Source organism: Anabaena catenula FACHB-362 (assembly GCF_014698735.1).
GTDB classification, from domain to species: Bacteria; Cyanobacteriota; Cyanobacteriia; order Cyanobacteriales; family Nostocaceae; genus Anabaena; species Anabaena variabilis_A.
Genome location: NZ_JACJTQ010000002.1, coordinates 1 through 14,848 on the forward strand (window position 1 = coordinate 1; position 14,848 = coordinate 14,848).

At 37.9% G+C, this 14,848-nt stretch carries 15 protein-coding genes; 5 read left to right on the top strand and 10 right to left on the bottom strand.

Going from position 1 to position 14,848, the window contains the following annotated elements:
* Both H6G68_RS01965 and H6G68_RS01970 read right to left on the bottom strand, forming a co-directional pair.
* On the bottom strand, positions 1 to 455 hold a 455-nt coding region (locus H6G68_RS01965; RefSeq protein WP_479686158.1), incomplete at its 3' end, for a photosynthetic reaction center family protein.
* A gap of 224 nt (positions 456 to 679) precedes the next feature.
* A complete protein-coding gene (locus tag H6G68_RS01970) occupies positions 680 to 1,030 on the bottom strand; it encodes a histidine triad nucleotide-binding protein (RefSeq protein WP_190721126.1) in 351 nt (116 codons plus the stop codon).
* A 190-nt stretch (positions 1,031 to 1,220) separates the two neighbouring features.
* Here H6G68_RS01970 and H6G68_RS01975 point away from each other — a divergent pair, with 190 nt between their 5' ends.
* Together H6G68_RS01975 and H6G68_RS01980 are read left to right on the top strand one after the other, a co-directional pair.
* Positions 1,221 to 2,090, top strand: coding sequence for an Rpn family recombination-promoting nuclease/putative transposase (locus H6G68_RS01975; protein WP_190905110.1), 870 nt, complete (start codon positions 1,221 to 1,223; stop codon positions 2,088 to 2,090).
* 18 nt (positions 2,091 to 2,108) lie between these two features.
* Positions 2,109 to 2,342 (top strand): hypothetical protein, encoded by a 234-nt coding sequence (locus H6G68_RS01980; RefSeq protein WP_190905111.1) that lies wholly within the window; start codon positions 2,109 to 2,111, stop codon positions 2,340 to 2,342.
* A 63-nt stretch (positions 2,343 to 2,405) separates the two neighbouring features.
* On the opposite strand, the gene H6G68_RS01985 is transcribed toward H6G68_RS01980, so the two are convergent.
* On the bottom strand, positions 2,406 to 3,368 hold the full coding sequence (locus tag H6G68_RS01985; protein WP_190905112.1) for a S1 family peptidase: 963 nt from the start codon (positions 3,366 to 3,368) through the stop codon (positions 2,406 to 2,408).
* A gap of 30 nt (positions 3,369 to 3,398) precedes the next feature.
* Positions 3,399 to 4,004, bottom strand: coding sequence for a Uma2 family endonuclease (locus H6G68_RS01990; protein ID WP_190905113.1), 606 nt, complete (start codon positions 4,002 to 4,004; stop codon positions 3,399 to 3,401).
* Positions 4,005 to 4,139: 135 nt separating this feature from the next.
* Between H6G68_RS01990 and H6G68_RS01995 the strand changes: the two genes are divergently transcribed.
* Positions 4,140 to 5,669 (top strand): YifB family Mg chelatase-like AAA ATPase, encoded by a 1,530-nt coding sequence (locus H6G68_RS01995; RefSeq protein WP_190905114.1) that lies wholly within the window; start codon positions 4,140 to 4,142, stop codon positions 5,667 to 5,669.
* A gap of 49 nt (positions 5,670 to 5,718) precedes the next feature.
* Here H6G68_RS01995 and H6G68_RS02000 read toward each other — a convergent pair whose 3' ends face one another.
* The 4 genes from H6G68_RS02000 to H6G68_RS02015 all read right to left on the bottom strand — a co-directional run bounded on the left by H6G68_RS02000 (position 5,719) and on the right by H6G68_RS02015 (position 10,240).
* The gene (locus H6G68_RS02000; protein WP_190905115.1) at positions 5,719 to 6,357 is read right to left on the bottom strand and encodes a hypothetical protein; all 639 of its coding nucleotides are present in this window, start codon (positions 6,355 to 6,357) and stop codon (positions 5,719 to 5,721) included.
* Between the two features lie 311 nt (positions 6,358 to 6,668).
* Positions 6,669 to 7,763 carry a Gfo/Idh/MocA family protein gene (locus tag H6G68_RS02005; RefSeq protein WP_190905116.1) on the bottom strand — a complete coding sequence of 365 codons (1,095 nt, stop codon included), beginning with the start codon at positions 7,761 to 7,763 and terminating at the stop codon, positions 6,669 to 6,671.
* 41 nt (positions 7,764 to 7,804) lie between these two features.
* On the bottom strand, positions 7,805 to 8,953 hold the full coding sequence (locus tag H6G68_RS02010; RefSeq protein WP_190905117.1) for a DUF1822 family protein: 1,149 nt from the start codon (positions 8,951 to 8,953) through the stop codon (positions 7,805 to 7,807).
* A gap of 117 nt (positions 8,954 to 9,070) precedes the next feature.
* Entirely contained in the window at positions 9,071 to 10,240 is a 1,170-nt protein-coding gene (locus H6G68_RS02015) for a sigma-70 family RNA polymerase sigma factor (RefSeq protein WP_190905118.1), read from the bottom strand.
* Positions 10,241 to 10,371: 131 nt separating this feature from the next.
* On the opposite strand from H6G68_RS02015, the gene H6G68_RS02020 reads away from it, so the two are divergent.
* On the top strand, positions 10,372 to 12,483 hold the full coding sequence (locus H6G68_RS02020; RefSeq protein ID WP_190905119.1) for a calcium-binding protein: 2,112 nt from the start codon (positions 10,372 to 10,374) through the stop codon (positions 12,481 to 12,483).
* Positions 12,484 to 12,781: 298 nt separating this feature from the next.
* Positions 12,782 to 13,249, top strand: coding sequence for a hypothetical protein (locus H6G68_RS02025; protein ID WP_190905120.1), 468 nt, complete (start codon positions 12,782 to 12,784; stop codon positions 13,247 to 13,249).
* Between the two features lie 98 nt (positions 13,250 to 13,347).
* Here H6G68_RS02025 and H6G68_RS02030 read toward each other — a convergent pair whose 3' ends face one another.
* Together H6G68_RS02030 and H6G68_RS02035 are read right to left on the bottom strand one after the other, a co-directional pair.
* Positions 13,348 to 13,644 carry a hypothetical protein gene (locus tag H6G68_RS02030; RefSeq protein ID WP_190714496.1) on the bottom strand — a complete coding sequence of 99 codons (297 nt, stop codon included), beginning with the start codon at positions 13,642 to 13,644 and terminating at the stop codon, positions 13,348 to 13,350.
* Positions 13,645 to 13,841: 197 nt separating this feature from the next.
* Positions 13,842 to 14,744 (bottom strand): polysaccharide deacetylase family protein, encoded by a 903-nt coding sequence (locus H6G68_RS02035; RefSeq protein WP_190905121.1) that lies wholly within the window; start codon positions 14,742 to 14,744, stop codon positions 13,842 to 13,844.
* Positions 14,745 to 14,848 lie beyond the last annotated feature (104 nt).

A 14,848-nucleotide genomic window follows, 5' to 3' on the forward strand; every position in this document is an offset into this window, starting at 1 on the left:
GCTACAGGAGCGGAGAAAGCAACACAGATCCAAGGACGCATACCTAAGCGGTAAGAAAGTTCCCATTCACGACCGAGGTAGCAAGCTACACCGATTAAGAAGTGGAAAATTACCAATTGGTAAGGACCACCGTTGTACAACCACTCATCTAAGGAAGCTGCTTCCCAGATTGGGTAGAAGTGCAAACCAATAGCGTTAGAAGAAGGAACAACTGCACCAGAGATGATGTTGTTTCCGTAAATCAAGGAACCTGCAACTGGCTCACGGATACCGTCGATGTCAACGGGAGGCGCAGCGATGAAAGCGATGATGAAGCAGGTGGTAGCAGCTAACAGGGTAGGGATCATGAGTACGCCGAACCAACCGATGTAGATACGGTTTTCGGTGCTGGTGATCCATTCGCAGAAGCGATCCCATACGTTAGCGGTTGAACGCTGTTGTAAGGTTGTGGTCATTTTATGAGTGCTTTATTTTCGTATGATGTTGATAGGTTGTTTTGCCTATCTGTATTCAACATTAAAGCCTAAGTTGAGTTTTGTAAAGATAATTAAAATTAGTATTGGTTATGACAGTTATATGTTTTTCTAATGTGATGAGATTGACAAAAGGTATTTGGGTGGGCAGGATGCCCACACCACAAGATTTCTAGATTATTAATAGATTATTTCAGATGTGGAAGTTAACCGGGTGGCCAGGACATGGGACGACGACCTAGTATATGTATATGTAGGTGATGGACTGTTTGACCGCCATCAGCACCTGTATTCATGACTACGCGATACCCGTTTTCTAGTTCAGCTTGTGCTGCGACTTTTTGGACTGTTAACAATAGATGTCCTAATAAAGCCTGATCTTCTGGTTCGGCTGTTGCGAGGCTAACTATGGGTTTTTTGGGAATGACAAGGATGTGAACTGGGGCTTGGGGGTTAACATCTGTAAAGGCCAGGGCTAAATCGTCTTCATAAACAATATTGGCGGGAATTTCTTTACGAATGATTTTGCTGAAAATCGTTTCTGTGGTATTGCTCATGCAGATTTACTTACTCATCTGTTATGTCAAGTCCTTTAGAATAGTTATCATATCTGTTGGGGCAGGGAATAGGGAACAGGGAAACAGTTATTCTCACTAATTAGCCGGACTTGATATTAGAGATTTTAGGCGATCGCTTATTTGTGGAGAAAAAGTTAAGCTGTTGTGTAGTCAGTGCATCTATAGCTCTATGTCGAAACCTGCTGATGTCAGTACCAAACGCTTAATTAGCCTTGCACCCGACAATTGGGTAAAATGGGTGACGCAAATCTCTGATGTGGTTGCTGGGGAAATTCTCAATTCTGAGTTCCAATGGATTAGTCGAGAAAGTGATGTACTTATCCGCGTCGAAAGTCAAGAGTACGGAAAATTTCTGGTTCTGAATGAATTGCAATTGCGGTATAAACCAGAAATGCCACGACGAATGCGTGCATACTCAGGATTAGCTGAGGAAAAATATAAATTACCAACGTATCCTGTACTCATTAACATTCTGAAAACAGGTGATGCAGAAATACCCACGCGATATGAGTCAAATCTTGCTGGTTTAGAAGTTCGTCAAGATTACCGAGTGATTAACCTGTGGGAAGTAGATGTTAAAATTGCCTTAGAGCAACCTTTACCGTCTTTACTGCCTTTTGTGCCGATTCTCAAAGGTGGTGAAGATGAAACTATAATTCGGGAAGCATTGCGTTTATTGCAAGCTGATGAACAATTAAATCAATTAGAAACGGTTCTCGCTTTTTTTGCTACGTTTGTATTAGATAGCGCCTTAGTTCAAGAAATTATGAGGTGGGATATGTCAGTTTTACGCGAATCACCTTGGTATGAAGAAATATTGCAACAGGGAGAACAACAAGGCGAACAAAAGGGAGAAAAAAAAGACAGACTCTCAAGTATTGAATTATGTTTAGAAGTAAAATTTGGTAATGAAGGATTAAAGTTCATGCCAAAAATTTCTGAAATATCGGATTTTGAAACACTCAAAACAATTCAACGCTCCATTCTCACTGTTGAAACTTTAGAGGAATTAAGAATTGTAATCGAAAATTTGTCATAACCCCCGGTCTAAATCAATATGGAAGATATACTAAAATCACCTTTGGAACAACAAATATTTCAACTTGGACAAAGGCAGGGTATACTCTCAAGTATTGAAATGTTATTAGAAGTTAAATTTGGCAAGGAAGGATTAAAGTTCATGCCAAAAATTTCTGATATATCTGATTTTGATCAGCTAAAAACAATTTACCGCTCGCTTCTCACGGTTAAAGATATTGAGGAAGTGAAACTTATAATTGGAAATTTGTGATGTGAATTGTTACTGTGTTAATTACTTTTTAGAACTATCAGGATAAAGATATCTAAATTTTATTTAAGCAACTTCATTCAAGAAACATTTTTCATTCTTGAGTTTATCTACAGAAAAAGCATAACCTATTCCTACATTAGCGGATCGTTCAATCTGTTTAGCTATTTCAAGTAAATTAGCATTATTCTTGGACAATTGTTCGATAATTCCTTCTATGCTGTCTCTATAATTTATGTTATCTTGTATTTTGTTATATCCTCTCTCAAAAATTCCTTTATTAAATATGGCATCATTAATTCTTTTTTGAATTTCTTTATCTTGTTGTTGTATGAAAGATAATCTTGCTGAGTCTAGAAAGTCTATGTTGTTTTTAACAACAGAATAAAAGGAACTAAAATTTTTACCTAAACCTGTTTCTTTGCGAGTAATAATTCCAATAACTTTGTGTGTAATTGGATCGATTAGTGGACTTCCTGAATTGCTCCTATTGACACTTGCATCAACCTGTATAATATGACCGCCATTCCTTTCATTAAAAGATGAGATAATGCCTGTGTGGCAAGTAATTTGAAAATGATCAAAATGATATCCCAGGAAAAAAATAGGTTCTCCTATTCTTTTATTTTCATGAATTCCAAATGAAAAATTATATAATTTTAATTTTTCTTCTCTTAGTTCAGGAATATCAAAAACAATATAATCATTTTTATTTTCTTCACTCAATGCCAGAATAAATAAATCATCTTGCTTATCACCTTTATTAGTTAAGCCTGAGAAGTAACCATCTTCATCACGTTCTAATTCTATTATTCCCTCTAAAGCCTTGTTTCGATCACTGTCATAAGTTTTCAAAACTATTTTAGATTTGCTTGGTGCTTTATAGATAACATGGTGATTTGTGACCAAGTAGCCATTAACCATGAATCCAGTACCAGATGAAACTCGTTCTCCATCCAATACATGAACAATATGAATGATTCCTGATTTAACTTTTTCTACAATATCCGCAATAGATTTGTTTTCCATATATTAATTATTCCTTGAATCCAAAATAAATTATCGAGGTAGAACATCATCAAGACGCAGTTGCAGGGAAGGGAAAAGAGGAGATTTAATAAATTCACCTAACCGATATTTTTGCTGAATATAATCTTCACCAATTAATTGACAAACTGTAAATGTGGGTTGTTTTGGTTTACCAATAAAAACAACACCCCCCAATCCCCGATAATCAACAATCCAATATTCAGGAATTCCTAATAAAGCGTATTCTTCAACTTTACGCGCATAATCTGTTTCCCAATTTGTACTTACCACTTCAACAACTAATTTAATTGATTGTCCTAAAGCAATAACTGGTTCATTTTCCCAAAAAGGTTCATGGTGCAGCACAGTTTCATCTAATACTACAACATCAGGACGGCGGGCTGTGGCTGTTTCTGCAAAAGGACGGATAAGACAAGTGCGAGGAATAAACCAGGGAAGTTGTGCGGTAGTGATAGCAATACCCAATTGTGTTGCTAGTTTACCACCGACGGTTTCATGGGAGCCAGTTGGTTCCATATCAATCAGTTCTCCGTCTGCAAGTTCATAGCGGGGATTGTTACCATATTGGATGAGGAATTCTTCTAAGGTTAATGGTTTTGTTAATGCTTGAACCATAAGTCACCTACATCTTTAGCTGCTATTATTTTAGCTCGATTTCTGATTGCTAACAGTCTTCTTGCGTGATTTCACTCATTGTTAATCCACCCAAGAATCTGCTTTGATATCTTAAAGGTTTATTCATATACAAAAATGCTGGCTAGAGTCTGGAGTGCATCTATTATCGGTATCGACGCTGTAAAAGTGGGTGTGGAAGTTGATGTTTCCGGGGGTTTACCGGGAATTGTGATTTTAGGTTTACCAGATTCGGCTATTCAAGAATCTAAGGAACGGGTAAAAGCAACTTTGAAAAATGCGGGTTTTGCTTTTCCCATGCGAAAGATTGTAATTAACCTGACTCCCGCAGATTTACGCAAGGAAGGACCGGCTTTTGATTTACCGATTAGTGTAGGAATTTTAGCGGCTTCTGAACAGGTAAACCCTGATTTGTTGGGAGATTTTTTATTTTTAGGTGAAGTTTCTTTAGATGGTAGTTTGCGTCCTGTTGCGGGTGTTCTTCCTATTGCTGCAACTGCACAAAAAATGGGAATTACGGGTTTAGTTGTTCCTGTTGATAATGCTCAAGAAGCTGCGGTGGTGGAAGGATTAGCGGTTTATGGTTGCAGACATATTGCTGATGTGGTGGATTTGTTAAATAATCCAGGACGTTACAAACCTATAAAGTTGGATGAAACTAGAAATGGGTTAGACGCAGTTTATACTGGCGCAGATTTGCACGATGTCAAAGGACAAGCTCATGCGCGTCGGGCTTTGGAAATTGCAGCTGCGGGAGGACATAATCTCATTTTTGTAGGGCCACCGGGCAGCGGAAAGACAATGTTAGCACGTCGCTTACCAGGCATTTTACCACCATTAGAATTTTCTGAGTCGTTGGAAGTAACGCGGATTCATTCTGTGGCTGGGTTGTTGAAAAATCGTGGTTCGTTGGTGCGCGATCGCCCTTTTCGTAGTCCTCACCATTCGGCATCGGGGCCTTCTCTAGTTGGTGGTGGCACTTTTCCACGTCCTGGAGAGATATCTTTATCACATCGTGGCATACTTTTTCTCGATGAACTTACGGAGTTCAAGCGGGATGTATTGGAGTTTCTGCGCCAACCGTTGGAAGATGGTTTTGTGACAATTTCCCGAACTAGACAGTCGGTGACGTTTCCTGCACAATTTACATTGGTAGCGAGTACCAATCCTTGTCCTTGTGGTTACTATGGCGATACGATTCAAGAATGTACCTGTTCCCCTCGTCACCGAGAGCAATATTGGGCTAAGTTGTCTGGGCCGTTAATGGATAGAATTGACTTACAAGTGGCTGTAAATCGCTTGAAACCGGAGGAAATCACCCAAGCTGCAACGGGGGAAGGGTCAAAATCTGTCGCGGAAAGAGTGAAAACAGCACGAGAACGGGCTATGATTCGTTTTCAATCAGAAACAAATCTGCGTTGTAATGCCCAAATGCAAAGTGGTCATCTCCAAAAGTGGTGTAATTTAGATGATGCTAGTCGGAATTTATTGGAAGCTGCGATTAGAAAATTGGGTTTATCGGCTAGAGCAAGCGATCGCATTCTCAAGGTAGCACGAACTATTGCAGATTTAGCTGGGGATGATGATCTCAAACCACAACACGTCGCAGAAGCTATTCAATATCGGACTATTGATAGAATGCAATAATTCGTAATTCGTAATTATCTTTCTAGCTACTTTTCCCTATTCCCTCTTATCAATTAAATCTCAAAGATTGCAGCACTTGTTGATATCCTTTGCGGTATATAGCATCATCATTACCAGATCCAATTTGAGATAAGCTGATAACAATGATGTGAGAGTTTTTAGGGTTAACTAAAATGGTGTGCTTATTTTCATACAAACCACTAGATTCAAATTGGAGGGCGTTTTGTCCTGCTATTTTTACATTACTAAATTTTTTGGGTGCTGCAAAATCCTGACTTTGTTTAACCCAGTTTTGCAATGACAAACGTCGAGGATTGTAGTACACCCTAACCTGTGCATTTGCTGGGTATTCCGCTCCACCTTCATAAGCTCCTGCTTTGATTTTCTGAGCGTGTTTTTTATTCCAAAGATCAATAACTAAAAAATTCAAGTTGGAACTGGGTCGAGTTGTTTTATGATCAAGTACAAAATCCTTGGTAGAATAGTTAAACCTCAATTTAAAAGTATTATTTCTGTAATTACCTTGGTTTTGAGCAACTAATTTTCTTGAAGTTGTTGGTGATGAGATATTTGTAGTAGCAGCACCAAAGGATAGAGAAGGAGAAGATGCGATCGCTATTACTGTCAAGACACCTACAGACACAGGACTAAAAAACCATTTATAAATATGCTTAATGTTTACTTTCATGTTTCACTCCTTTTGACTCAATGAGTTGAATGCTATCGTTCTTATATATCCAACACGAGGAAAAGGATTTTCGTAAATTACCGGAAATTCATATCAATATCTATCTTTCGGATGATGTTCTTAATCTAGTTTAATGGCTGCAACTGGGTAAAATATATGACTGATAAATGCTTATATCATATTGGTTAGTGGTTTTGAAAGAGAAGATATGGCTAAAAATAATGAATGCAATTTTAACCGCTATTCGTGTGGCTAGTGAATAGATAGATCCCTGAATCATTTGAGAAATCGGGGATCTAAATAGTTATTAATTAAGCCAAAAATGATTCTAAACTCGGCACATTTACCCAACTTCTTAAATCATTTGATTGATGGGATAAATCCATTAATAATTGCGAATAAACTCCTTCTCGCAAAGATGGTGTAATTTCCTGCTGAGTTTCAATTCCTTTTACCCATTCATCTACAACACGAAGAAATGCACAAATCCGACCATCATTATAATGTTGGGGAAATAGTAATTGTTTAGGAATTTCTATTTCTGTTAAAGGTTGTCCTGGTTGAAAACTCCAAACCCGAAAACCGTGAATATAATCTTTTTGATTATCGTTACCTAAAATTATTGTACCTTTATCTCCATACACTTCTACTCGATGAGTTCTTTCTGCATGAACCACTGCACTAATAGCAACTTGGCAAGGTGTACCATTTACTAATTCCAGAGATAACATACAAGTATCATCTGTATTTACTGCTTTTAATTCTCCATTGGCTGGGTCAATTCTTTCGGTAATTGCTGTACTCAAATGGGCGTTTAATTTGTGAACTGTTCCAAATAGCCAGTTAATATAATCAAAAGCATGAGAACCTAAAGATCCTAATGCACCACCGCCTTTTTCTTTTGCAGAATACCAATTCCAAGGACGGGAAACATCTGCGCGGGAAGCACCCAACCAATCAATTTTAATTAAGCGGATATTTCCTACATAATTTGAGGAGAGAAGTTGTGCAAAAAATTGCCATGCGGGGATAAAGCGAAATTCAAAATCTACTGTTGCAATTACACCTTTATTTTTTGCTAACTGATATAGTTCTTTGGCTTCAGTTGCATTTAAAGTAATAGGTTTTTCTAGTAAGAGATGTTTACCAGCTTCTAAAACTTGTTTAGCCATTTCATAATGTAAAAATGGCGGTGTAGAAATGCTGACTGCTTGAACTTCTGATAAAGCGAGAATTTCTGTTAAGTTATCACTAGCATAGGGAATATTATTCGCTGTAGCGATAGCTTGAGCTTTTTTAATATCTCGATGATAAACAGCGACTATTTCAGTTTTGTGATGTGCTTGAAATGCGGGAATATGTACTTTTTGACCAAATCCAGTACCGACAATTGCGACCCCAATCATAAGCAGTTAAAATTTTAAGTAAGAGTTCACAAGATATATAATTAAAACCTGAGAATTTCCCGGTCATAGTTTTCTGGTAAGGGTTCAATTTCCCAAACTATGCCTTCTCCTGGTTCTAAGGCTACATCTACAAATATTGATTGTACCGCAGTTGTGGCTACTGCTTCATTATCGGGGAAAGGTTGTAAATCTTCGGTGAGAAGTCGGAGTTTAAAACCACCGGGTATGGTTGCAGCGATAGTGAGATTACGCAATTCAAAGCGCCAAGTTTCTTCTGTTTGGGGTATGACTAGTAATTCGTATAGTTGTCCTGCAATTTCTAATTGTCGAAATAGGGTTTGTTGTGGTTGAGTTTCTGTTACACTTCTAGCACTAGCTGCACCCATTTCTAAATTCAATTTTCCCCAACCTATATTTTCAGCAATTTCAGATATACCAGTTTCTAACCATTGTAAAATAGACCATTGTTCTGGTAGTCCTAAACGCTTTTGATATAGGCTTTTTCGCCAACCACCATTTTCAATTAATGCACCCCATAAAGGAAAAGGAATTGCTAATCGGGGGGTGATTATTTCTGGATTTGCTAACCGGGTAATCAGATTTTGGGCTTGTGTTAGTGGTAAATCTGGTAGGGGAGTAATAGCGGTGCGTGTGGTTTCAGTTGAACAAAGCTGCAATGTTAATGTTAATACATTGATATCTTGAATCATCTCACTCGCATCTAGGGAATAAGTGCGATCGCTTGCGTCATAACTACCTTTTGTTTTAAGCTGTGCATGGGTACAATAACCCCAAATTTTCACATAACCATCTTCTGGTTCTACTTGTACAGCTAAATAATAATCTCCTACCCAGTTTGGTATATCCACCCATTCTTGAGGTACGCGGAATTCACTCAAATCAATTGTGTCTTGAGGAACCAAAATCAATCGAGTGGAGTCTATTGTGACTGCAGTTGCATTTACCAGTTCCCAAAAACTGGATAATGCTGTGGTAGTTAGCCATATCTTTGCTTGTGGTGTCAAATCTTCTTGCAACCATTGTAAGACAGCACTTAGGCAAAGTTCATTTATATAAGCTTGATAGCGAGAATATGAGTTGGAAAAAGATTGATTGGGAAGTATCGCTTGTTGTCGGGTGGTGTTAGGAATTTCTAAGATTAAATCTGTCGGGTTCGCAAAGGTTAGCATGGTTAGGGATTAAATGAATACGGATTTAATGAACCGCGTTCGCGGAGCGTCCCGTAGGGATAGGCGCGAAGTGCGCGAAGGAAGAAGGAAGAAGAAGGAAGAAGGAATTATTACGAATTACGAATTATGATAATAATTTTGTAGCCATTCTTCCATTAATATACTCATATTTTTGAGTAGGTCTGAAGTGATGGAAATATGCAGGGTGTCTCGACTCCAGTTAGCTAAAGATTTTAATAAACTTTCTTGTGCTTTTTTCAGTCGTCGAGAAACGGTATATTGCTGCATTTCTAAGTGTTTGGCAATTTTGTCTTGAGTTAGCTGCTGACGGTAATATAATTGCAATATTTGCTGTAATTGTGGTTCTATTTCGGATATTGTGATTATTAAGACTTGATTGATTTCGCTTTGCTGGTTATTTCTGGTTGCTGCTTCTTCTTGGGCGATAATTTCGTTAACTAAAGACTCTTGTTGTAACCCTGGAAGATTATCTAACCACTCTAAAGAATCATCCCCACCTTTGGGTGTGTTGAGAGAATTGTGTGTGGGATAAAGATATTTGCGGACAGCTTTAGCAGTATTCAGCAGCCATTTTTCCAGAGTTTGGGGATTTACCTGTTGACTGCTTTGAGAATTATAACTTTTAGCGATCGCATTCCAAGTGGCTAAATCTGGGGGAGGAAGTTGACGAGACGTACCTGTGGGAGAGGGAACATAGCACGTTTTGAAGCATTCCCAAGCCAGTGCATAAGCATTCACTTCACTGGGAGATAAACCAGCAGTTTCTAAAGACTCCAGCAACCGCTTTTTCGTGATTTTACGCAATAATCCCCAATCTGTGCAGATATCAACTTCATGACGTTGACGCAAAGTCTCTCGAATAGAATTACTAAAAATCGTAGTTGCGTAATTTTTGAGACTGAAGCTTTGATTTGGGTTAAAACCTTGGAAAATTTTCTCAACTTGGGAAATTGCAATTTGAAAGCAGTCTGAAAGTTGATACTGCGTACTAGCAAAACTTGTAACTGTTTTTTGGGATACCCAATAACAAGATTCCTGTAAGTAAGCGGTGAGATGTTCTTTCGCTAAAGCCTGAGTTTCTGTAACCTGCCAAAACTTATACCAATATAATGCCCAGAACGATTCCGACGTTTCTTGGGGTGTGCGGTTGAGACAACTTTGCATACTGCGCCGCAGTTTCGATTCTACCGCCCAATGGTCAAAGCGATCGCTACTAAATTGCACAAAAGTTGAAAAAATTTCAATGATGTTTTTTCGAGAGTGCATAAAAAATAATTACTCTACCTAATAAACAGTGAAGGCGTTGATAAAGCCTTTAAAGCTGGATTATTTCATATTCTCCGTACCTTTAACTCGGAGACTGTCAAGAAAATTTTGTTAGTTTAGAGGAATCTACCATGACTACAGGTTGGGGTGTTTACGACAATTTTTCTACCGCAAATGGCGTTGAAAGTCCAGCACCGTCTGCTGCTTTAACTGCTTTTTATAACAGCTTGGGCGTTCTTGGTTTTAGAGACTACGATGATACTACAGCTAATCGTGTTTTTGCTAATACCTTTACTGGTTTAGATCAAAGAAATTTGGGTGGTAAACTAATCGGTGCTACCCTAGAATATAACGTTCAAGCTGCCGCAGGTGGTTCTGACAATGATAGTATTGGCTTGAGATTTGTTAGTGGTGCCAGTGGTTATAGCTCAGATTATTCCGCTTGGTGGGCATTTCTGGGTACAATGGAAAGTGGTGCAAATAATCCAAATAATCCAAGTAATCACTGGAATCCAGGTGATGCAGCAGCCTATAGCAAATTAGATTTAGGTAATTTAGCAGCCACCAATAGCAATGGCAAAGGCTACTATCCTAACAATATTTCTAGTATTATTCCCGGCGCACTTAGTCCCTCTTTTACCATCAACCCTTCTGGTAGCATTTCCCTGATTTCCACCATCGAAAACGAAGGAGTCCTAGATGTAGCGATTCAGGATGATACAAACGTAGATTTCCTGCAACTAAACGTTCATTATCGTGGCGATTATAACAGCAGTAATCCCGATGACGTAATTGTCGGCTTTGCTGGTAATGATACCCTACAGGGACTTACTGGGGACGATGTTCTCTTCGGAGATGATGGGAAAGATATACTTGATGGTGGTGCAGGCAATGATTACCTTGACGGTGGAGGAGGAAGTTGGAATTATTTCCTTGGTAGTTCAGGGTTCGATATCTTCGATGGCACATCAGGCTTTGATATGGCAGATTACAGTAATGGTACTTCCATTTTTGCTGCCCCCGCTAATGGTTTCTATTCCCCAATTACCTTTTTTGTTCCCCAAGCGATCGTACAAAAATCTGCTGATGGTAGTCAAGATCAGTTAATTAATGTTGAGATAGTCGCTGCTGCTGGAGGTGCTTATACTAACACCAATACGACTCTGAATGATACTATTGATGTCTCCGCTGCTCTCGGAGGTGTTAAAGTTGACCTACGCGCAGGATTTGGCCCCATTCTGCAATATATCGGTACACCTCTCTCAAGTTGGGCAAGTTTGAACTACACCGTCTGGAATTTCGATAATGTCAATGGTAGCAATTTCAATGATGTATTATATGGTAGCAACTTCGGCAATAGCTTCTTGAATGGGAATGGTGGTAATGATTGGCTTCAAGAAGATGGTACTGGTGATGACATCCTCAATGGTGGTGCTGGCAATGATACCTTAATTGCAGGCGCTGGTAATGACATCCTCAATGGTGGTGTTGGCAATGATAGTTTAAAAGGTGGCACTGGCAATGATGTTTATTTTGTTAACACTGGCGGGGATGTTGTCACAGAATTGGTTAATGAGGGTACTGACCTTGTTAAATCTTCTATTACCTACACATTGACAGCCAACGTCGAAAACTTGACTTTAACAGGCGCTGCGAACCTTAATGGTACTGGTAATGCTCTAAAGAATATCATTAATGGCAACACTGGCAACAATACCCTCAAGGGTGGCTTAGGGAATGACACCATTAATGGTGGTGCTGGTAATGACATCCTTTTTGGTGATGACGGTAATGATACCCTCATTGGTGGCTTAGGTAATGATACCCTCGTTGGTGGCTTAGGTAAGGACATCCTCTTTGGTGGTCTTGGCAGCGATACTTTTAAGTATAATGCTCTGAGTCTGGGTGAGTCTTTACTTGGGACTTCTCCGAATTTTACTTTTGATGTAATCAAAGATTACAATTACAGTCAGGGCGATAAGATAGACGCACCTGCACCTATAGGTGGTCTCCTCACATCTTCTCTTGGTAATGTTGGTGCATTGAATGTTGCAAATATCCAGACTTTACTCACACCCTTCAGCTTTGGAGTTTCTCAGGCTAAAGCTTTCACAGCTACGGGTTACGCTGGTACTTTCGTGGCTTTGAATGATGGAATTGCTGGTTTTAATCCAGCGGCTGATGCGATCGTTTTCTTAGAAGGCTATAACATTAGTGCGACTAATGCTGTACAGGTTGTATAAATGTAGGTTGAAAAACATCGGATAAGACACCATTCCCCAATTAGCATAGTATAGCGAAGTTAATTGGGGTGGTGCAAAATATCCTCATCTCGGACAAGGGATTTACAGAAGTTATAACCTGGGAGATTTTACTTCAGATATTCATAGTAACGGCAAAGTCATCAACAATAATTGTCCTAGAAATTTCAAAATCCCAATCATAAGTTCATCCACAATTCCTGCCACTAGTTCATGAAATAAAAAGTGGCGTTAATGAATTTTCACTGTAGATAAATACAAATAATGGAGAGTTACTAAAATGTTAAAACGTTCTTTAAACATTACGGTTGCTAGTTTAGCTTTAGCTACTGCTTTAGTTAGTCCTGCTATTGCTGCACCAGGCGATTTTGTCGGTACTTGGGTAAACAAAGATGCCAATACTCGCGGCATTACTCGCTTAGTAATTACCTCTGCTGGTAACAATACATTAAATATTCAAGTATTCGGTCAATGTCATCCTACAGACTGTGACTGGGGAACTAAAAAATTAGTCACCTATGGACTCAATGTCCAAGACACTAATCATACCTACGCAACAGCAAATTATAATAAAAGTTTTGCCAACTCTCTATTAACCTTTAGTTACGGTAGCAAACAAATTATGTTGCAAGGTTACACCCAATTTATTGATAATAGCGGCAGGCAAAATTACTACTCACGCGATTACTTTCAAAAGCAAAATAAAGTTCAACTTCCTGTTGATATTCGTAAATTTCCTATTAAGTAGGTCAATTTAATTAAACATCAAATATCTGTAGGGTGGGTAAAGCCCTTGCGGGCATGGCTACGCTTAGAGCGATAGCGTAACCCACCATTATCCTAATTTTAAGGCACAAGTCTATATTCTTCTACATCACCCTTAAAAACAAACCAAGTTGAAATAGAATCACCACCCTCTTGAGGTTTCAACTTATCCTTAAAAGTAACTTTCCAATGATCACCGCCATAATAATTAGCACTTTTAGGATCACTAGAACCGCGATCAACAGTTGTGGCAAAATATGTCTGACCGGCTCGTGCTAAGAATGTAGGATCACTTTTTTTCAAGTCTTTAAATTGTTGTGTGCTTTGCTTAAAAGTAGTAGTACCAATATTATCCTTGATTCTTAAAATGCTAGGCATTGATGCATCTCCTGTAATGGTTGGTTAAACCTGGCATACTTTAGTAATTGATTGTGAAAATCAACTAATAATATTATAATAGCTAGATTACTTGAAATTTCACTGATATTAAAAATGTTAATATGACATTTTTTTTATAACAATGGTAGAATTGATGTATATTCATCTTCTAGTTTATATTCTATAAATTTCATTTTCTAACATTGCTCTTTAAAATTATTCTTCTTGTCCGGTGAAAATCTTTGAATTGCTTCTATTAACTCTTGACTGGATTTTTGTCTATTAACCATTAATCTAGGAATTTTATAATTGTCTTGTAAACAACTATAGTTTAGTAACTTATCATTATATAGATATGCAGATAAATAATACTTATTCACATACTCAAGCACCTGTTTATTATAAGCACCATAGGGATAAGCAAGATGAGATGCTACTTTTTGATCTGGATCTAAATCTTCTGTACATTTTCTTAGTTTAATCCTAGCTAGTAAGAGTTCTCTTACAATTTCCTGCTGAGAAATTTCTGTCAAATTTTTATGATTATCTCCATGAGATTGAATATCAAAAAAACCTTTTTGCAAACCCGCTCTTAAATCCTGACATCCTAAGTGAGTTGAACTCATATTATCCTCATTTGCTAATGTACCTGGATTCACAAATAAAACCACCTTAACTTTTTTTCCATATTTCTTTTCCAATTTAGATAAAATAGGTAATAAATTTGTGTATACTGTTTTATAGCTATCATCAAATGTCAACATAATAGCGTTCTTGTTACGATACTCATACGGTACTTCTCTAGATTTAGTGAGAAAAAAATCATATAAATCTTGGCTAGTTAAAAACCAATAATCTTGAACTACCAAATACTCTAATAATTTCTCCATCTCTTGTTGTGTATAGTCCATATCTAATTGTTTTAATTTAGGAATATCGGTTTGAGAAACTAGGCGATGAAAACCCAAAACAGGTATCGTCGGTGGATTATACCCAGGATTCAGTAAAGGAAAAATCATTACCATTAATAGGAACACACTGATAGGAAAGGAGTTATTTTTTGAAGAGTTACTATTTTGATCATGATTATTTTCAGTCATTTTAAAATTGTTACCTATTTGTAAAAATGTGTGGTAATTTTGAAACCAAAAGATTACCATATATAATACAATATTAAACTTAAAAGTAAACTTCTATGTAGTAG